Genomic DNA, 18,818 nt, shown 5'->3' with positions numbered 1-18,818 from the left:
GATGGGTTTGAAGAAAAACATCGAAAAGCTCGACGCCTATTTCGACAGGCTTCGGCGGCAAAAGGTCGAAAAGATCAAGCCTTCGCATGTCGAGAAAGTACTACTGAAGCTGCGGGCCAAGGAAACCGAGTTGCTGACCGATCTGGAAACCAGCGCCAAGGACAGCAAATCCGACCGGCTGAAGACCAAGCTGACCGTCGTGCGCGAACAGATCCGGCGCGGCGAATGGCTGATGCGGGAAATCGAACCCGAATCCTAGGCCGCAGGCGGCACCAGCCTCGCCGGCAGTTCCGCATAGCCGCGAAACCGCAGCCGTCCCCCGGCGACGCGCCCCGGCAGGATCGAAAAACCCGGAAAACGGGTCAGAAACCGGCCGATGGCAATGCGCCCCTCCATCCGGGCCAGGGTCAGGCCGATACAGACATGCGGGCCGGCGGCAAAGGCCAGATGGCGGTTGGGCTTGCGCGCGATATCCAGCCGGGCCGGGTCAGGGAACACCGCCGGATCGCGATTGGCGGCCCCGATACACAGATGCAGGTTTGTGCCCGCCGCGATCCAGTGATCGCCAAGTGTGACCTCGGTGGCGGTTTCACGGTTGCCCAACTGGTTGGGCGAGCGGAACCGCAGGAATTCCTCGACCGCCGGGGCGATCAGCTCGGGCTCGGCCAACAGGCGCGCCTTTTGATCCGGGTAATCATGCAACAGCGCCAGCCCGTTGCCGATCAGATTGGTCGTGGTCTCGTGCCCGGCATTCAGGATGAATATGCAGTTCTGGATCAACTCGATCTCGCTGAGCTGGCCATCGCCGCCCTCGCCCCGGATCAGGCGGGTCAGAACATCGGTTTCGGGATCTCCGGGCCGGGCCCGGCGCCGCGCGATCAGGTCCTGCAGATAGGTCTTGAATTCACGCACGGCGTCATGGCCGCGTTGCGTCTGCTCGGGGGTCAGCACCGGTTCCAGCGCCCCGAGAATGGCCAGCGACCAGTCGCGCAGCGGGCCACGCTCGTCCACCGGCACATCCAGCAGATTACCGATGATCTGGATCGGAATCGCGGCGGCGAAATCCTCGATCAGATCGACCCGGGGCCGGTGGGCCATGTTCTGCAACAGCGCATCCACCGTGTCGACCAGGCCCGGCTCCATCCGGGCGATGGCGCGCGGCGTCAACGCCGATGTCATGATCCGGCGCACCCGCGTGTGCAGCGGCGGATCGTTAAAGACCAGCGACGTCGTGTGATGCTCGTAAAGCGGGCTGCCGATGCCGAATTTTGGACCAAAAACCGATTTCTTGTCCGAGATGAACAGCGTCGTGTCGCGATAGACCCGGTCCAGATCCGCGTGCCGCGTCAACAGAACCGAGCCGTCGGGCTGCGGCAGCACCGGCGCGTGGCGCAGCAGGGCATCATAATACCGGAACGGATCGCCGGCGAAATCCTCCGGCGGATGCGCCAGATCGAACCCCCGCACCAGATCCGCGCCCGCGACATTTTCCGGTCCTGTCATAAGCTGGCCTCCCGATCCGGCGCCCATCTTGCCCCGCCGCGGCGGCAAGTCAATCACCGCGCCAGCGGGATATGAAAAGGGCCGCTGCATCGCGGCAGCGGCCCGTGTCGGCAGTCGCGGTCGATCCGGCCGTCTGCGCCCGGCATCCAGGCGACGGTGGCCGGGGCAGGATCAGCCCACCAGTTCGAGACCGGAAAAGAAATAGGCGATCTCGACCGCCGCCGTTTCCGGCGCGTCCGAGCCGTGCACCGAGTTCTCGCCGACCGACTCGGCAAATTCGGCCCGGATGGTGCCGGGTGCGGCATCCGCCGGGTTGGTGGCGCCCATGATCTCGCGGTTCTTTGTAATCGCGTTTTCGCCTTCCAGCACCTGCACGACGACCGGTTCGGAGGACATGAATTCGCACAATTCGTCATAGAACGGGCGTTCGGCATGAACGCTATAGAACACGCCGGCCTGGGCTTTGGTCATGTGAATGCGCTTTTGCGCGACGATGCGCAGTCCGGCCTCTTCGAACTTGGCATTGATCTTGCCGGTCAGGTTGCGGCGGGTTGCGTCGGGTTTGATGATCGAAAACGTACGTTCCAGGGCCATCCGGCATCTCCTTGTCTGTCGGCGGGCCTTCCCGCCTTGGATATCGCGCGCCGCCTAACATGCGGCAACCGGATTGAAAAGGCGTCGCGAGACGACCACACGAGAAGCTGAGTTGCCCGCCGCCGGAACCTGCCTCATGATGCTGGCAAGCCGCACATCGGCAAAAGGAGTTCGCCAGTGACGCCCCTCTTTCGCACAGCCGCATTGCTGATGGCCTTGGTGACAGGCGGCGAGGCCGCAGCCCAGGCCGCCGATGGCATTCCGGCGCAGCGGTTTGTGCTGGATCCGGCACATGGCATCGTGGTGTTTTCCGTCGATCATCTGGGCCTCAGCCAGTTCGTCGCCGGGTTCGATCGTGTCGACGCGCAGCTCGATCTGGACCCGTCCGACCCGGCCAGTGCCCGACTGACGGTGCGAATCGAGGTGGCCTCGCTGGACCTGCCGGCACCGCCGCCGGGATTTCTGGACGACATGCTGGGCCCGACATGGTTCGATGCATCCACCCATCCCGAAATCATCTATGTCGCCGACGCGGTGACCCTGACAGGCGAGGACACCGCCCGTATCGACGGCACCCTGACCCTGCTGGGCGCCAGCACGCCGCTGACGTTGCAGGCCCGGTTCAACGGCGCCTATCCGGCCGGGTTCCTGGAACCACACCCACGCCTGGGATTTTCCGCCGAGACCCGGTTCAGCCGCTCGGCTTTCGGCATGACCGCCGGCGTGCCCGCGCCGGGCACCCGCATGGGGGTCGGGGACGAGGTGACGGTGCGCATCGAGGCGGAATTCATCGGCACCGGTGCGGCGTCGCCATAGACTGTCCGCGCCCGATTGGCAGCGGCCCGATTGACAGTGGATCGCGGCTGCGCCACACCGCGCCCATGTTACGCATCACCGATCTGACCTATTCCGTCGAGGGCCGCCCGCTGTTCGAAGCTGCCAGCGCCACCATTCCGGCCGGCCACAAGGTCGGGCTGATCGGACGCAACGGCGCCGGCAAGACCACGCTGTTCAAGCTGATCCGGGGCGAGTTGCATCTCGAGGGCGGTTCGATCACCCTGCCCGCCCGCGCCCGCATCGGCGGCGTGGCACAAGAGGTGCCCGGCAACGACGTGTCGCTGCTGGACACGGTACTGGCCGCCGACACGGAACGCGCCGCTCTGCTGACCGAGGCGGAAACCGCCACCGACGCGGCCCGCATCGCCGAGGTGCAGACCCGGCTGGCCGATATCGACGCCTGGTCCGCCGAGGGCCGCGCCTCGTCGATCCTGCGCGGGCTGGGGTTTGACGCCGAGGAACAGCTGATGCCCTGCAGCGCCTTTTCCGGCGGCTGGCGGATGCGAGTGGCGCTGGCGGCGGTGCTGTTTGCCCGGCCCGATTATCTGCTGCTGGACGAACCGACCAACTATCTCGATCTCGAAGGCGCGCTGTGGCTGGAAAACTACCTGGCGCGCTATCCCCATACGGTGATCATCATCAGCCACGACCGCGATCTCTTAAACCGCGCGGTCGGCGGTATCCTGCATCTGGAGAACCGCGGCCTGACCTATTACGCAGGCAATTACGACCAGTTCGCCCGCCAGCGCGCCGCCAACCGCGCCGTTCAGGCCGCCGCGGCCAAGAAACAGGACGCAAGGCGCGCCCATCTGCAGGCCTTTGTCGACCGGTTCAAGGCCAAGGCCAGCAAGGCGAAACAGGCCCAGAGCCGGGTCAAGATGCTGGAAAAGATGCAGACCATTCGTGCGCCGGAGGATGCCGCGCGCACGGTGTTCAGCTTTCCGGAACCCGAAGAACTGTCACCGCCGATCATCGCCACCGAGGGGGTCACCACCGGCTATGGCGACACCGTGGTGCTGCGCGATCTGAACCTGCGCATCGATCAGGACGACCGCATCGCACTGTTGGGCAAGAACGGTCAGGGCAAATCCACCCTGGCCAAGCTGCTCAGCGACCGGCTGGCGCCGATGGCCGGCAAGATGACCAAATCCAACAAGCTGCGGATCGGTTTTTTCGCCCAGCATCAGGTCGAGGAATTGCGCGTCGAGGAAACACCGCTGCAACACCTGCTGCGCGAACGCCCCGCCGAAGGTCAGGCGAAACTGCGCGCCCGTCTGGCCGGCTTTGGGCTGGGACCGGATCAGGCCGAAACCGCGGTCGGGCGTCTGTCGGGCGGTCAAAAGGCGCGGCTGTCGCTGCTGCTGGCCACCCTGCCCGCGCCGCATCTGCTGATTCTCGACGAGCCGACCAACCATCTGGACATCGAATCGCGCGAGGCCCTGGTCGAGGCCCTGACCGCCTATTCCGGCGCGGTGATTCTGGTCAGCCATGACATGCATCTGCTGTCTCTGGTCGCTGACCGCCTGTGGCTGGTGTCGGGGGGAACGGTCAAACCCTATGACGGCGATCTGCCCGCCTATCGCAGCATGTTGCTGAGCCGCGACAAGCCGGCCGCCAAAACCGCGCCGCCCAAGCCCAAACCCAAGCGCCCCTCGCGCGATGCTATCCTGGCGCTGCGCTCCGAGGTGCGCAAAGGCGAGGAGCGCGTCCAGAAGCTGAACCAGATGCGCGACAAGCTGGCCGCGAAGCTGGCCGACCCGGCGCTGTACGAGGATGGCAAGGCAGGCGAGGCCGAGGTTTGGCAACGCAAATACGCCGAAGTGATGGAAGGGCTGGACCGCGCCGAAACGCTGTGGATGACGGCCCTGGAAAAGCTGGAGACCGCCGAAAAGTGACCGTCGATACCGGCTTTCTGATCACCGCCTTTGTCACCCTGTTCGTGATCATTGATCCGATCGGTCTGACACCGATGTTCATGGCCCTGACCCAGGGCATGAACGCCGCGCGCCGTCGCGCCATCGCGCTGAGATCCTGCATCACGGCCATCCTGATCCTGACGCTGTTTTCCGCCTTCGGCGAGTCGGTGCTGGGTTTTATCGGCATCTCGATGCCGGCCTTTCGCGTCGCGGGCGGCATCCTGCTGTTTCTGACGGCGCTGGAAATGCTGTTCGAGCGCCGCAGCAAACGCCGCGCCGGACAGGCCGAAGCCGAGGACGACGTCCCCGACCCCTCGGTCTTTCCCATGGCGATTCCGCTGATCGCCGGCCCTGGTTCGATTGCGACGATGATCCTGCTGAGCGGGCAGAAACCCGGCGTTGAAGGGCTGGTTCTGGTGGTCGCGGTGATGATCGCCGTGGTAACGGTGGCCTTTGCGTTCTTCCTGATCAGCGGCGTGCTGGCGCGCGCATTGGGCAAGACGGGAATCAATGTGGTGACACGCCTGCTGGGGATGCTGCTGGCGGCCCTGGCGGTCCAGTTCGTGCTGGACGGACTGCGCGATTTCGGCATGGCCGGCTAGGCAAGGCGCGGATCGTACCTATATCTATCTGCGCCATGACGCGAGACCGCCACATATGAATTCTCTGGACTGGGGCAACCTGATCTATCTGCTGCTTTTGCTGGCCATGGTGCTGACCTGGTTCGTCGCCGGCAACCGCAGGTCGCTGGGCCGCACCGTGCAGCAGGCGCTGGCCTGGGGGCTGATCTTTGTCGGTGTGATTGCCGCCATCGGCGTCTGGGACGACATTCGCCAGACCCTGCGCCCCAGCCAGTCGGTCTTTGCCTCGACCGGCCAGGTCGAAGTGCCGCGCGCCCCGGACGGGCATTATTACCTGACCTTGATGATCAACGAAAAACCGGTCGATTTTCTGATCGACACGGGTGCGTCGGACATGGTGCTGACCCGCGACGATGCAGCAAGAGTCGGCATTGATCTGGCGAATTTGGCCTATATGGGCCGCGCCAACACCGCCAACGGGCTGGTACGCACGGCGCCGATCGCGCTGGAGCGTGTGGAACTGGGGCCGGCGCTGGACCGCGACGTGCGGGCCTGGGTCAACCAGGGCGAGATGGATCAGTCGCTGCTGGGCATGGCCTATCTGCGGCGCTGGGAAAAAATCGAGATCACCGGAGACGCGCTGGTGTTGACGCGCTGATCGCCCGACCCTACACCTGCCCCGCCGCAGCGGCGCGGGTCGACGGCTCATTTTTCCGCCTTCTTTTCCCAGTGGCCGGCGGCTTCGGACCAGTATTGCGCCGAACAGCCGGCATCGGTCAGAGTCTTCCATTGCACCCGGGCGTGCTGAACCGCCTGTTCGTCATTGCCGTCAAACAGGATGCAGACCCGTTCCAGCGCCGCCACCTCGGGGGCGCCGACCTCGGCCCCGTCCACCGCGAACAGACATTCGGGCGCATTTGCCGCCTGGACCCCGGTGGTCAGCAGGATCGGCTGATCCGCATCATGCGCTCCGCCGGCCAGCCCATGCGGCAGGAACCCGTCCTCGGGCCCAAGCCACAGTTTTTCGTCCAGCCAGGCCATGCGGTCCGGATCGGTGCCCCGCACCGCGATGCGCCAGCCCGCCTGACGCGCCTTGCCCAGCAGCACGCTCAGGGTCTGATCCATGGAATGCCGCGTCAGGTGATAGAAATAGGCCGCGCCCATGGGGTGCTATTCCTGTTCGAACCGGTCCCGCACCAGCCGGTTCAGCGCCGCAACGCCCCAGCCGGTGGCGCCCTTGGGGGCAAAATCGGTGTCGCTTTTGACCGAGGCCACGCCGGCGATGTCCAGATGGATCCAGGGGGTATCCTCCTTGACGAACCGGGCCAGGAACTGCGCGGCGGTGATCGACCCGGCGGGACGGCCGCCGGTGTTCTTGATATCGGCGATGCGCGACTTGATCAGGTCGTCATAGGCCTTGCCCAGCGGCATCCGCCAGGCGCCTTCTCCCTCGGCCCCGGCGGCCTTTAGAAACGCGTTGCACAGATCGTCATCATTGGAAAAGACCCCGGCGTTTTCATGCCCCAGCCCGATGATGATGGCGCCGGTCAGGGTCGCCAGATCGATCATCGCCGTCGGTTTGAACCGGTCCTGCGCATACCACATCACATCGCTCAGCACCAAACGCCCCTCGGCATCGGTATTGATCACCTCGATCGTGGTACCCTGCATCGACCGGACCACATCGCCGGGCCGCGTGGCCTCGCCCGAGGGCATGTTCTCGACCAGCCCGACCAGCCCGACCACATTGGCCCGGGCCTTGCGCAGGGCCAGCGCCCGCATCGTGCCGGCCACCACGCCGGCACCGCCCATATCCATGGTCATGTCTTCCATGCCGGCGGCCGGTTTCAGCGAGATGCCGCCGGTGTCAAACACCACGCCCTTGCCGACCAGCGCCAGCGGCGCGTCATCCGCGGCACCGCCATTCCATTGCATCACCACCACCCGCGACGGGCTGGCCGACCCCTGCCCGACACAGAGCAGCGCGCGCATGCCCAGCTTTTCCAGTTCATCCTCTTCCAGCAATTCGACGGTCAGACCCAGCTCGGTCATTTCGGCCAGGCGCGCGGCAAATTCCGTGGTGGTCAGCACATTGGCCGGCTCGTTGACCAGATCGCGGGTCATATGCGCGCCCTCGGCCACGGCCAGCAAAGGCGCTGCGGCATCGGCGATCTCCTGCGACCGGCTGTGATACATGACCACTGCGCCACTGTCCTGCGGGTCGTCCCCGGCGGATTTATAGGCGTCAAAACGGTAATCCCGCAGAGCCAGCCCCAGGGCCAGGTCCGCCGCCTCTTTGGCGTTGCCCGCCAGCAGGGTCAAAGCCGCCTTGTCCTTGACCTTGGCCAGGGCCGCCCCGGCCTTGCGGGCCGCGACCTTGTCGGCCTTGCGATCCAGCACCAGTATATCCAGAGCGTCGGCCGCCAGGCCGGCGGGCCAGGCCAGGCTGATGACCTGCCCCGATTTCGCCTTGGCAAACCGGTCGCTGGCGACAAGTCGCGCCACGGCACCGCGCGTCAGCCGGTTGACCCTGCGCCCGCCGAGGTCAAGCTTGCCTTCGGGGGTCACCAGAATGGCCACACGTCCGGAGGCCTCGGCGATGGCATCCAGATCGGTGTCCTGAAATCGGATCGGTGTCAAACGGCTCATGTTCGGGCTCCCTGTTCGCGTCTCGCCCACAGGTATCGCGCCCTGCCCGGCTTGACCAGATAGCAGTTTTCGCCGCATAGGAATTGCAGTAGGGTCGCGCCCAACAAAATGCAGGCAAACAGGGGAAGCGCAGTGTCACGCTACGACAGATATGTCCTGTCGCAATACCTGTTGCTGTTCGGGTTCTTTGCATTGATCCTTGTTGCGGTGTTCTGGATCAACCGTGCCGTTGTACTGTTTGACCGGCTGATCGGCGATGGCCAGTCGGCCATGGTGTTCCTGGAATTCACCGCTCTGACCTTGCCCAACCTGATCCGCATGGTCCTGCCGATGGCCGCCTTTGCCGCGTCGGTCTACGTGACCAACCGGCTGAACAACGAAAGCGAATTGACGGTGATGCAGGCGACCGGGTCCAGCCCGTGGCAACTGGCGCGCCCGGCGCTGGCATTCGGGCTGATCGCCGCCGTCATGATGAGCATCCTGACCCATGTTCTGCTGCCCGCCTCGATCAGCCAGCTTGCGGTGCGCGAGGCCGAGGTGGCGCGCAACGTGACGGCCCGGCTGCTGACCGAGGGCAGTTTCCTGCACCCGGCCCCGGGCGTCACCTTTTACATCCGCCAGATCGAACCGGACGGCGCCCTGAACGACGTCTTCCTGTCCGATCAGCGCGATCCGGCCCAGTCGGTCACCTATACCGGTGCCAAGGCGTTTCTGGTGCGCGATGGCCGCCGCGCCAACCTGATCATGGTGGATGGGCTGGCGCAGCGTCTGGACAATACCACACAAACCCTGTCGACCACGGTGTTCGCCGATTTTTCCTATGATATCAGCGCCTTGATTCAGAAACGCGAGTCGCGTGCGCGCAGCATGCGTACGATTTCCACCGCCGAGTTGCTGACCCGGTCCGACGCGATCAGCCGCGCCGAGGGCTTTCCGCCCGGCGAACTGGCCGAAGAACTGCACCTGCGTTTTGCGCGGGCGCTGATCTGCGTCGCCGTGACGCTGATCGGGTTTTCGACGCTGTTGCTGGGCGGGTTTTCGCGCTTTGGCGTGTGGCGGCAGATCCTGCTGGCCTTTGTCCTGCTGGTTGTTCTCGAAGTGCTGCGCGGCGTGGTATCGGAACCGGTGATGAAAAACCCGGACCTGTGGCCGCTGGTCTATCTGCCGACCGGCGTCGGCCTGATCGTGGCGCTGCTGTTCCTGCAGATGGCCGCGCGCCCGCTGTCGTTGCGATTACGCCGCGCCAAGGCGAAAACGCCCGAGGTCGCCACATGATTCTAGACCGGTACTTCGCGCGGCGCTTTACCCAGAGCTTTCTGCTGATCGGATCGGTGTTCCTGACGCTGATCATGCTGATCGACCTGATCGAGCAGTTGCGCAAGTTCGAAGGCGTCGATGTCAGCTTTGGCCAGTTGTTCCGTCTGATGCTGCTGAACGCCCCGGCCGCGGTGAACGAGATTCTGCCGCTGTTGATGATTCTGTCGACCATCGTTCTGTATGTCGGCCTGGCCCGCAGCAGCGAACTGGTCGTGACCCGCGCCACCGGGCGGTCGGGCATCCGCGCGCTGGCCGGGCCGGTGCTGGTCGCGCTGGTCATCGGCGTGCTGGCGGTCAGCACGCTGAACCCCATCGTCGCGGCGACCTCGCAACGGTATCAGCAACTGGCCGACACCTACCGCACCGGCGGCCCCTCGGCGTTGTCGCTCAGCGGCGAGGGGCTGTGGCTGCGCCAGGGGGCGGCACGCGGACAATCGGTGATCCACGCCACCGGCTTTGGCGGCGACGAGGACGAGATCACCCTCTTTGATGTCACCATCCTGACCTATGCCCCCGGCGGCGGTCCGGTGCGGCGCATTCATGCCGAAAGCGCCCAACTGCGCCAGGACGAATGGATTCTCAGCCAGGCCAAGGTCTGGCCGTTGGTCGCCGGGCTGAACCCGGAGACCACCTCGGCGCAGCACGACACGCTGCGCATCTCGACCACCCTGACCGAAGATCGTATCCGCGACAGCCTGGGCCGTCCGACGGGGATCTCGATCTATGATTTGCCCGACACCATCCGAGAACTGAAACAGGCGGGCTTTGCCACCAAACGCCACGAGGTCTGGTTTCAGGTCGAACTGGCGCGGCCGGTCTTTCTGATGGCGATGGTGCTGGTGGGGGCCGCCTTTACCATGCGCCACACCCGGTTCGGCGGCACCGGTGTCGCGGTTCTGACCGCCGTTCTGCTGGGGTTCGGCCTGTATTTCATCCGGAATTTTGCTCAGATCCTTGGCGAGAACGGCCAGTTGCCGGTCGCGTTTGCCGCCTGGGCGCCGCCGGTGGCCTCGATCCTGCTGACGGTCGGTCTGTTGCTGCACGCGGAAGACGGCTGATGCGGTATCGCGATCGGATAGGGTGCGGGTTGGCACTGCTGCTGGCCGCGGCAACGGCGACACAGACAGCCGCTCAGGTCGCCGCATCGGAGACCGAGCAGGAAGCCACGCGCGACGACGGTCCCGGCGCGGTTTCTGCGGACACCCCGGCCGCGACCGTCCCGGCGATCCTGGTGGCCGACAATGTCTATATCACGCCCGACCGCCAACTGGTCGCCGAGGGCAATGTCGAGGTGTTTCATGACGATGTGCGCCTGCGCGCCCGGCGCATCTCGTTTGAGCGCGGCAGTGGCCAACTGAGCATCCTCGGTCCGATCCGCATCGAGCAGGGCGGCGCGGTGACGATCCTGGCGGATGCCGCCGAAATGGATTCCGAGTTGCAGAACGGGTTGCTGACCGGCGCCCGCATGGTGCTGGATCAGCAGCTGCAGCTGGCGGCACTGCAGATGACCCGGGTCAGTGGCCGTTACACGCAGCTTTATAAGACCGCCGTGACCTCGTGCCATGTCTGCGAGGACGGCCGTCCGCCGCTGTGGCAAATCCGGGCCACCAAGGTGATCCACGACCAGCAAGAGCGGCAGCTCTATTTCGAGGACGCCCAGTTTCGGGTGCTGGATGTGCCGATCGCCTATCTGCCGCGGTTTCGCCTGCCCGACCCGACGCTGGAGCGCGCCAAGGGCTTTCTGATCCCCTCGGTCCGCACCACCTCGCAACTGGGTACCGGACTGCGGCTGCCCTATTTCATCCCGTTCGGCGACTCGCGCGACCTGACCCTGGCGCCCTATGTATCCTCGCGCACCCGGACGCTGGATTTCCGCTATCGGCAGGCGTTCAAGGCCGGGCGCGTCACCTTTGAGGGTGCCTATACGCGCGACGACCTGATCCCCAATACCTCGCGCGGCTACCTGTTCGGGCTGGGCCAGTTCGACCTGCCGCGCGACTTCAAGCTGCGTTTCGAGATCGAAGCGGTCAGCGACAACGCCTATGTCGCCGATTACGGCCTGCCCGATGTCGACCGGCTGCGCAGCGAGGTCGCGCTGTTCCGGGTGCGGCGGGACACCGCCTTTCAGGCCGATATCATCCATTTCCGCTCGCTGCGGGACGAGGATTCGACCACCCAGCCGCTGCTGGTGGGCGACGTGTTCTTTGAGCGGCGCTATTTTCCCGCCGCGGTGGGCGGCGAGTTTCGCCTGAACTTCGAGGCCCATGGGCACGAACGCAGTTCATCTCAGGATCAGTTGGGCCGCGACGTGATGCGCACCACCGCCGATATCGACTGGCGGCGCAGCTGGATCGGCGCCAGCGGACTGCGCGCCGACTGGCGCATGGGCGTCTCGGCCGATGTGTTCCGGATCAACCAGGACAGCCGCTATCCCGACACCATATTGCGTCACACGCCCCGCACGGCGCTGACGCTCAGCTATCCGATGCAGCGCACCCAGGCCAATGGCGTGACCCACTATCTGGAACCGATGGCGCAATTCGGCTGGAGCAACGTCAACGGCGAAGATCCGCCAAATGACGAAAGCACCTTTGTCGAGTTCGACCAGGGCAACCTGGTGTCCCTGTCGCGCTTTCCGGCGCCGGACCGGCGCGAGGATGGCGGCACGCTGGTCTATGGCCTGAACTGGTCGCGGCACGCCCCCGATGGCTGGCAGGCCTGGGCGACCGTCGGCCAGGTGTTTCGCAAGACCGCCGATCCGTCCTTTACCAACACATCTGGCCTGTCGGGCACCACGTCGGCAATCCTGGTCGCCGGGCAGTTCAAGACCGACACCGGCCTGGCGCTGACCGGCCGCGGGCTGATCGACGGTTCGCTGAGCCTGGCCAAGGCCGAGTTCCGCGGCAACTGGTACACGCCGCGCGTGTCCCTTGCTGGCACCTATCTTTGGCTTGGCACCGACCCGGCCGAAGGCCGCGGCAAACCGCTGTCCGAATTGTGGTTCGACGGCGATTACAACATCAACCCCAGCTGGACCGCCAGCGCCAACCTGCGCTACGATATTTCCGATGACCGGGCCACCCGCGCCGGGGTCGGTCTGATCTATCGCAACGAGTGCGTAACCGTCGATATTTCCCTGCGGCGGCGCTATACCTCGTCAACAAGTGTTGAGCCTTCCACCGATTTCGGCTTTACCATCGCTCTACGCGGCTTTGCCGTGGAAGGCGGAACCGAGAAATACAGAAAAGCATGCAGTTGACTCTTATGCGCAAACTCCGACCCCATCTGCGACGCCTGACGGGCGGCGCCTTGGGCCTGTTGCTGACCATGCTGGCCGGCAGTGCCATCGCCCAGGGGCTGTTCGCGCCGGTGATCATGGTCAACGATCAGGTGATCACCCGGTTCGAACTGGAACAACGCGCCCTGTTCCTGCAATTGCTGCGCGCGCCCGGTAATCCCCGACAATTGGCCCGCGAAGCGCTGATCGAGGATCGGCTGAAACTGCAGGCCGTCAAGGCCGCCGGCATGAGCATCTCACCCGAAGATGTCGAGGCCGGTATCGAAGAACTGGCCGCACGTACCGAACTGTCCGCAGAAGAGTTCATTGCCGCTCTGAAACAGAGCGGGGTGGCGCTGCAAACCCTGCAGGATTTTGCCAAGGTCAATGTTGCCTGGCGCGACCTGATCCGCGCTCGTTTCCTGTCGCAGGCGCGCCCGACCGAAGCCGAGATCGACCGCGCGCTGGGCAGCGCCGGCGGTGGCAGCGGCATTCGCGTGCTGCTGTCCGAGATCATCATCCCGGTGACGCCGCAGACCGCAGAACAGGTCGATGCCCTGGCTCAGGAAATCGCCCAGCTGACCAGTCAACAAGCGTTTTCACAGGCAGCAACGCAATATTCGGCCGCCCAGACCCGCAATAGCGGGGGTCGGATGAACTGGCTGGACCTGAACGCGCTGCCACCGGGTCTGCGGCCGGTCATTCTGGCCCTGTCTCCCGGCGAGATCACCGACCCGATCGCCCTGCCCGAAGCCGTCGCGCTGTTCCAGATGCGCGGCATCCAGGAATCCAACATCGCGGCACCCCGCTATTCCGCCATCGAATATGCGACCTATGCCATTCCCGGCGGCCGCAGCCCCGAGGCGCTGGCCGAAGCGGCGCGCATTGGCGCGGCGGTCGACAGCTGTGACGATCTCTACGGAATCGCACTGAACCAGCCGCCCGAACGGCTGGTCCGCGAAAGCCGCAAGCCCGGCGAGATTCCGCGCGACATCGCCACCGAACTGGCCAAGCTGGACGAGAATGAAAGTTCGACCGCCCTGACCCGCGCCAACGGTCAGACACTGCTCTATCTGATGCTGTGCGGGCGCACGGCCGCGCTCAACGAGGACGCTTCGCGCGCGGATGTCGCGAACGCGCTGGTCTCGCAGCGCCTGCAGGCGTTTGCGCAAAGCTATCTTGATCAGCTGCAAGCGGATGCGGTGATCGTCGAGAAATGACCGCACCGATTGCCCTGACCTGCGGAGAACCTGCAGGCATCGGACCGGAACTGGCCGTCAGGGCATGGCGCGCACTGGGGCCGGACTGCCCGTTCTTCTGGATCGGCGATCCGCGCCATCTGCCGGACAACACTCCGGTGATCGGGATCGAGGCGCCCGCGCAGGCCCCGGCGGCCAGTGCCCATGGCCTGCCTGTGCTGGCCCACCGGTTCAACGCCGCGTCGGTACCCGGGCAGCCCGATCCTCGTAACGCGACCGGCGTCATCGCGGTGATCGAACGCGCCGTAAAGCTGGTGCAATCCGGACAGGCCTGCGCGGTCTGCACCGCGCCGATCCACAAAAAGGCGCTGATCGACGGCGCCGGCTTTGCCTATCCCGGACACACAGAGTTTCTGGGCGCCCTGGGTGGATGCGACCGGGTGGTGATGATGCTGGCCAGCGACCGTTTGCGGGTGGTTCCGGCCACCATCCATGTTGCGCTGGCTGAGGTGCCCCGCCTGCTGACCCCGGATCTGCTGCGCCAGACCATCACCATCACCGCCGCCGGACTGCGCCGGCATTTCGGTCTGAGCAGACCGCGCCTGGCAATCGCCGGGCTGAATCCCCATGCCGGCGAAGGCGGCGCCATGGGCCGCGAGGAAATGGACTGGATCGCTCCGCTGCTGGCGGACATGGCCTGCGACGATTTCCTGCTCAGCGGACCGCATCCGGCGGACACGCTGTTTCACGCCGCCGCCCGCGCAAAATATGACGCGGCGATCGCGATGTATCACGACCAGGCGCTGATCCCGATCAAGACGCTGGATTTCGACAATGGCGTCAATGTCACCCTGGGCCTGCCGTTCATCCGCACCTCGCCCGATCATGGCACCGCATTTGACATTGCCGGCACCGGCATGGCCAATCCCGCCAGCCTGATCGCGGCCCTGAAACTTGCCCGGCGGATGTCCCGTGGCGACTGAGGCTTCCTCTTGCCGGAAATATCCCCGCCGGAGGCATGAAAATGCCGGCGCAACCCCGACCCCCCGCGCGACAGGAGCCGCCGCATGAGCCGCATCGACACCCTGCCCCCGCTGCGCCAGGTCATTGCCTCGCATCAGCTTTCGGCGCGCAAGTCGCTCGGCCAGAACTTTCTGCTCGATCTGAACTTGACCGCCAAGATCGCCCGTCAGGCCGGCGATCTTTCGGCCTGCGACGTGCTCGAAATCGGTCCTGGCCCCGGCGGGCTGACGCGCGGGCTGCTGGCCGAGGGCGCGCGGCGGGTGCTGGCGGTGGAAAAGGATGCGCGCTGCATCGCCGCGCTTCAGGAGATTGCTGCCGCCTATCCCGGCCGGCTAGAGGTCATCGAGGGCGACGCCTTGCAGATCGACCCGCTGGCGCATCTGACACCGCCGGTGCGCATCGCCGCCAACCTGCCCTACAATATCGGCACCGAACTGCTGGTGCGCTGGCTGACTCCGCCGGACTGGCCGCCCTTCTGGCAAAGCCTGACGCTCATGTTCCAGCGCGAGGTCGCGGACCGCATCGTCGCCCAGCCCGGCAGCAAGGCCTATGGCCGGCTGGCGATTCTGGCGCAATGGCGAAGTGACGCGCGGATCGCCATGTCCCTGCCGCCCGACGCCTTTACGCCGCCACCCAAAGTGTCCAGTGCGGTGGTGCATCTGACGGCGCTGCCCCGTCCGCGATTCGAGGCAGATGCCGCGACATTGTCGCGGGTGGTTGCCGCCGCGTTCAACCAGCGCCGCAAGATGCTGCGCGCGGCTCTCAAGGGGCTGGCACCGGATATCGAGGATCGCCTGCACAGCGCCGGGCTGAAACCGACGGATCGGGCCGAACGCGTGCCGCTCGAAGGTTTTTGTGCCCTGGCGCGGGCACTGGACGCCTGACGCGCCGGTTTGCGAAACCTGCCGGACGGGCGGGACGCGCGGCCCGGAAGGAACTGCCGTGCCGTCACGCAGAAAATGCGCGCGGCAAAACCGTCAGCCACCGCCGCCACTGTCCAAACCCGCCCAACCGGTCGGGATGATCGGATAATAACCCGCCCGTGACGCCTTGCGACCGGCGTGCGGGTTCTATTCCGCGGCTTCCGAGTTGCCGTCGGTCTCGCTATCCGCCTTGGGGGCCGCATCTGCCTTGGCGGCGGCCGGTTTGCGCGTCCGTTTCCGGCCTGCGCCCGGTTTGTCCCCCGCCGCGGCACCGGCCTCGGCAGGCTGAGCGGTCTCGGCAGGCTGAGCGGTCTCGGGCTGGCTGGCCTCGGGATTGGCGGGTTTGGCCACCGGCTTGCGGCTGCGCGGCCGGCGCGGCTTTTTCGGCGCGCTTTCCGGCGTCTCGACCAGACCACTGTCATTGCTGTCTGCGCTTGCATCGCGCGGATCGACAACATCGGGTTGCGGCGCCGCGCCGGGATCGGACATCGCGGGGGCCGCGGGTGTGACAGCGACAGACGCGGCCGCTTCGCGTTCCTGGCGCTCGGCGCGTTCGCGGTCGCGCTCGGCCTGGCGTTCACGGTTCTGGCGTTCCTGCTCCTCGCGCTTGGCGTCCATCTCGCGCTGCGCCTCGCCCAGCAGTCGCAGGTAATGCTCGGCATGCTGCTGGAAATTCTCGGTCGCGACACGGTCATTGCCCAGCTGCGCATCGCGGGCCAGCTGGTTGTATTTCTCGATGATCTGCTGCGGCGTGCCCCTCACCTTGCCCTCGGGACCCGAGCTGTCAAACACCCGATTGATGACATTGCCACCACCTTGGGACCGGTTGCGGTTCGATTTCGACCGCGAACGTGATTTGGATGATCTCATGTGCTTGCTGTCAGCCTTGTCTGCGCTGCCTTTGTGATCCGTTTCACGCCTCGTGCGTTCAAATTCACCGAATCACCGACTTTTGGGGCTTGGTGTCGCCGACGTGCTGCAGCAGCAGCCCTAGAGGCAACAACTCCGACTAACCATGTCCGGCGGCCGCAGACAAGAGTTTGTGCACTTTTTTTGTGGATTTTTTGGCTGCAACGGGCGGTCTGCGGCCGGTTTTACACGTTTCAAACCCTGACGGCGCAGATCACGCGCGGCCGCCGGTCCAGGTCATGCACCACGCTCAGCCCCTGCAGCCCGGCCGCCGCCAACAGCGCCTGCACCGCGGCCCCCTGGGTCGGGCCGATCTCCAGCAGCACGCGGCCGCCGGGGCGCAGAAACCCGGCCACCTGCGCCGAGATGACCCGATAGGCCCCCAGCCCGTCGCCGCCATCGGTCAGCGCCATTTCCGGCTCGTGCCGGCGCACCTCGTCCTGCAGCCCGGCCATGTCGTCGCGGGCGATATAGGGCGGATTGGCGACGATCAGGTCGAACTGGCCCTGCACCGCGTCAAACCAGTCGGATTGCAGGATCTCGGCGCGGTTCTGCACCTGGTGAAACACCGCATTGGCGCTGGCCTGCAGACAGGCGGCCTCGGACAGATCGACCCCCAGCCCGGTGGCGTCCGGCGTTTCGGCCAGCAGGGTCACCAGAATGCAGCCCGACCCGGTGCCCAGATCCAGCAGCCGCGAAAACGGCGCGGACAGGGCGGCTTCGACCAGCGTTTCGGTTTCCGGGCGCGGGTCCAGCACATCGCCGCTGATCTTGAACCGGCGGCCATAGAATTCGCGTTCGCCCACCAGATGCGACACCGGCACGCGCACCGCGCGCAGCGCGATCAGCTGCTCATAACGTTCGCCGATATCGGGCGACAGATCCTCGGGGGCGATCAGGGTCACGCGCGCAGCCTCGATACGCGCCGCATGGGCCAGCAGGATACGCGCATCGCGCGCCGGCTGGGCGATGCCGGCGGCGCGCAGCCGCGCGGTGGCCGCCACCATGGCCTCGGCCGCGGTCACGGCCCCATCTCGGCCAGCTTGCGCGCCTGATCGTCGGCCGTCAGCGCGTCGATCACCTCGTCAAGATCGCCAGCCATCACCTGGTCCAGCTTGTAAAGGGTCAGGTTGATGCGGTGATCGGTCATGCGGCCCTGCGGGAAATTATAGGTGCGGATGCGTTCGGACCGGTCGCCGCTGCCGACCTGAGCGGCGCGGTCGGCACTGCGTGCGCTGTCGACACGCTGGCGTTCCAGATCATAGAGGCGGGTTTTCAGCACCTGCATCGCGATCTCGCGGTTGCGGTGCTGGGATTTCTCGGAACTGGTGACCACGATGCCGCTGGGCAGATGGGTGATCCGCACCGCGGAATCGGTGGTGTTGACATGCTGCCCGCCGGCGCCCGAACTGCGCATCGTATCGATCCGCAGATCGTTCGCGTCGATCTGGATATCCACGTCCTCGGCTTCGGGCAGCACCGCAACGGTGGCAGCACTGGTGTGAATACGGCCGCCGCTTTCGGTGGTCGGCACCCGCTGAACGCGATGCACACCGCTTTCGAATTTCATCCGGGCAAAGACGTTCTCGCCCTTGATATGCGCCACGACTTCCTTGATGCCGCCCAGTTCGGTGACCTGTTCCTCGATGATCTCGAAGGTCCATCGCCGCGCCTCGGCATAGCGCTGATACATGCGCAGCAGGTCGCCGGCGAACAGTGCGGCCTCGTCACCGCCGGTGCCCGGGCGGATCTCCAGCATCGCCGGACGGGCGTCGGCCTTGTCCCTGGGCAGCAGGGCCAGCTGCAGCGCGTGTTCCGCCTGGGGCAAACGCTGGCGCAGCACCGGCAGTTCCTCTTCGGCCAGTTCGCGCATGTCGGGGTCGTCCAGCATCGCCTCGGCCTCGGACAGGTCGGCCTGCAGGACACGATAGGCCGCGATCTGTTCCACCACCGGGCGCAGATCGGAATATTCCTTGGCCAGCGCGGCGATATCGCCACCGCTGGCGCCATCGGCCATCGCGGCTTCGAGATACTGAAACCGCTGAGTGATCTGTTCAAGGCGTTCTTCGGGGACCATTGGCGCGGTGTCT

18 protein-coding genes are annotated in these 18,818 nt (G+C 65.6%); 11 read left to right on the top strand and 7 right to left on the bottom strand.

Annotated features, from left to right (window positions below; genetic code table 11):
- Nucleotide 1 precedes the first annotated feature (1 nt).
- Complete coding sequence (locus ACFMPD_RS05560) at nt 2–259, top strand: hypothetical protein (RefSeq protein WP_380992650.1); 258 nt, start codon at nt 2–4, stop codon at nt 257–259.
- Here ACFMPD_RS05560 and ACFMPD_RS05555 read toward each other — a convergent pair.
- Both ACFMPD_RS05555 and ndk read right to left on the bottom strand, forming a co-directional pair.
- On the bottom strand, nt 256–1,503 hold the full coding sequence (locus tag ACFMPD_RS05555) for a cytochrome P450 (protein WP_380992648.1): 1,248 nt from the start codon (nt 1,501–1,503) through the stop codon (nt 256–258). The genes ACFMPD_RS05560 and ACFMPD_RS05555 overlap by 4 nt on opposite strands.
- A gap of 171 nt (nt 1,504–1,674) precedes the next feature.
- On the bottom strand, nt 1,675–2,097 hold the full coding sequence (gene ndk, locus ACFMPD_RS05550) for a nucleoside-diphosphate kinase (protein ID WP_380992646.1): 423 nt from the start codon (nt 2,095–2,097) through the stop codon (nt 1,675–1,677).
- A gap of 177 nt (nt 2,098–2,274) precedes the next feature.
- On the opposite strand from ndk, the gene ACFMPD_RS05545 reads away from it, so the two are divergent.
- The 4 genes from ACFMPD_RS05545 to ACFMPD_RS05530 all read left to right on the top strand — a co-directional run bounded on the left by ACFMPD_RS05545 (nt 2,275) and on the right by ACFMPD_RS05530 (nt 6,089).
- Nucleotides 2,275–2,913, top strand: coding sequence for a YceI family protein (locus tag ACFMPD_RS05545; protein ID WP_380992644.1), 639 nt, complete (start codon nt 2,275–2,277; stop codon nt 2,911–2,913).
- 65 nt (nt 2,914–2,978) lie between these two features.
- Nucleotides 2,979–4,829, top strand: a complete 1,851-nt coding sequence (locus ACFMPD_RS05540) for an ABC-F family ATP-binding cassette domain-containing protein (RefSeq protein ID WP_380992642.1) — start codon at nt 2,979–2,981, stop codon at nt 4,827–4,829.
- Nucleotides 4,826–5,452: a MarC family protein gene (locus ACFMPD_RS05535; protein ID WP_380992640.1), complete on the top strand. Its 627-nt coding sequence runs from the start codon at nt 4,826–4,828 to the stop codon at nt 5,450–5,452. Before ACFMPD_RS05540 ends, ACFMPD_RS05535 begins: the two co-directional genes overlap by 4 nt.
- 55 nt (nt 5,453–5,507) lie before the next feature.
- Nucleotides 5,508–6,089 (top strand): retropepsin-like aspartic protease family protein, encoded by a 582-nt coding sequence (locus ACFMPD_RS05530; RefSeq protein WP_380992638.1) that lies wholly within the window; start codon nt 5,508–5,510, stop codon nt 6,087–6,089.
- A 47-nt stretch (nt 6,090–6,136) separates the two neighbouring features.
- Here ACFMPD_RS05530 and ACFMPD_RS05525 read toward each other — a convergent pair whose 3' ends face one another.
- Nucleotides 6,137–6,595, bottom strand: coding sequence for a DNA polymerase III subunit chi (locus tag ACFMPD_RS05525; protein ID WP_380992636.1), 459 nt, complete (start codon nt 6,593–6,595; stop codon nt 6,137–6,139).
- Nucleotides 6,596–6,601: 6 nt separating this feature from the next.
- Nucleotides 6,602–8,080, bottom strand: coding sequence for a leucyl aminopeptidase (locus ACFMPD_RS05520; RefSeq protein WP_380992634.1), 1,479 nt, complete (start codon nt 8,078–8,080; stop codon nt 6,602–6,604).
- A gap of 132 nt (nt 8,081–8,212) precedes the next feature.
- Between ACFMPD_RS05520 and lptF the strand changes: the two genes are divergently transcribed.
- The 6 genes from lptF (at nt 8,213) to rsmA (ending at nt 15,780) form a co-directional block, all read left to right on the top strand.
- Nucleotides 8,213–9,355 (top strand): LPS export ABC transporter permease LptF, encoded by a 1,143-nt coding sequence (lptF, locus tag ACFMPD_RS05515; protein ID WP_380992632.1) that lies wholly within the window; start codon nt 8,213–8,215, stop codon nt 9,353–9,355.
- Complete coding sequence (gene lptG / locus ACFMPD_RS05510) at nt 9,352–10,455, top strand: LPS export ABC transporter permease LptG (protein ID WP_380992630.1); 1,104 nt, start codon at nt 9,352–9,354, stop codon at nt 10,453–10,455. Before lptF ends, lptG begins: the two co-directional genes overlap by 4 nt.
- On the top strand, nt 10,455–12,656 hold the full coding sequence (locus tag ACFMPD_RS05505; protein WP_380992628.1) for an LPS-assembly protein LptD: 2,202 nt from the start codon (nt 10,455–10,457) through the stop codon (nt 12,654–12,656). Before lptG ends, ACFMPD_RS05505 begins: the two co-directional genes overlap by 1 nt.
- Nucleotides 12,647–13,894, top strand: coding sequence for a peptidylprolyl isomerase (locus ACFMPD_RS05500; RefSeq protein WP_380992626.1), 1,248 nt, complete (start codon nt 12,647–12,649; stop codon nt 13,892–13,894). Before ACFMPD_RS05505 ends, ACFMPD_RS05500 begins: the two co-directional genes overlap by 10 nt.
- On the top strand, nt 13,891–14,856 hold the full coding sequence (gene pdxA, locus ACFMPD_RS05495) for a 4-hydroxythreonine-4-phosphate dehydrogenase PdxA (protein ID WP_380992624.1): 966 nt from the start codon (nt 13,891–13,893) through the stop codon (nt 14,854–14,856). Before ACFMPD_RS05500 ends, pdxA begins: the two co-directional genes overlap by 4 nt.
- Nucleotides 14,857–14,940: 84 nt before the next feature.
- Nucleotides 14,941–15,780 (top strand): 16S rRNA (adenine(1518)-N(6)/adenine(1519)-N(6))-dimethyltransferase RsmA, encoded by an 840-nt coding sequence (gene rsmA, locus ACFMPD_RS05490; RefSeq protein WP_380992622.1) that lies wholly within the window; start codon nt 14,941–14,943, stop codon nt 15,778–15,780.
- 186 nt (nt 15,781–15,966) lie between these two features.
- On the opposite strand, the gene ACFMPD_RS05485 is transcribed toward rsmA, so the two are convergent.
- From ACFMPD_RS05485 to prfA, 3 genes are all read right to left on the bottom strand, one after another.
- Nucleotides 15,967–16,689, bottom strand: a complete 723-nt coding sequence (locus tag ACFMPD_RS05485; protein ID WP_380992620.1) for a DUF4167 domain-containing protein — start codon at nt 16,687–16,689, stop codon at nt 15,967–15,969.
- A gap of 233 nt (nt 16,690–16,922) precedes the next feature.
- A complete protein-coding gene (gene prmC, locus ACFMPD_RS05480; protein WP_380992711.1) occupies nt 16,923–17,735 on the bottom strand; it encodes a peptide chain release factor N(5)-glutamine methyltransferase in 813 nt (270 codons plus the stop codon).
- 14 nt (nt 17,736–17,749) lie between these two features.
- Nucleotides 17,750–18,805: a peptide chain release factor 1 gene (gene prfA / locus ACFMPD_RS05475; protein WP_380992618.1), complete on the bottom strand. Its 1,056-nt coding sequence runs from the start codon at nt 18,803–18,805 to the stop codon at nt 17,750–17,752.
- Nucleotides 18,806–18,818: the final 13 nt, after the last annotated feature.

The sequence above is a fragment of the Sedimentitalea sediminis genome, from assembly GCF_042687825.1.
Taxonomy (GTDB): domain Bacteria; phylum Pseudomonadota; class Alphaproteobacteria; order Rhodobacterales; family Rhodobacteraceae; genus Sedimentitalea.
Note: the sequence above shows the minus strand (reverse complement) of the source record. Positions and strands in the feature narration are given on the sequence as shown.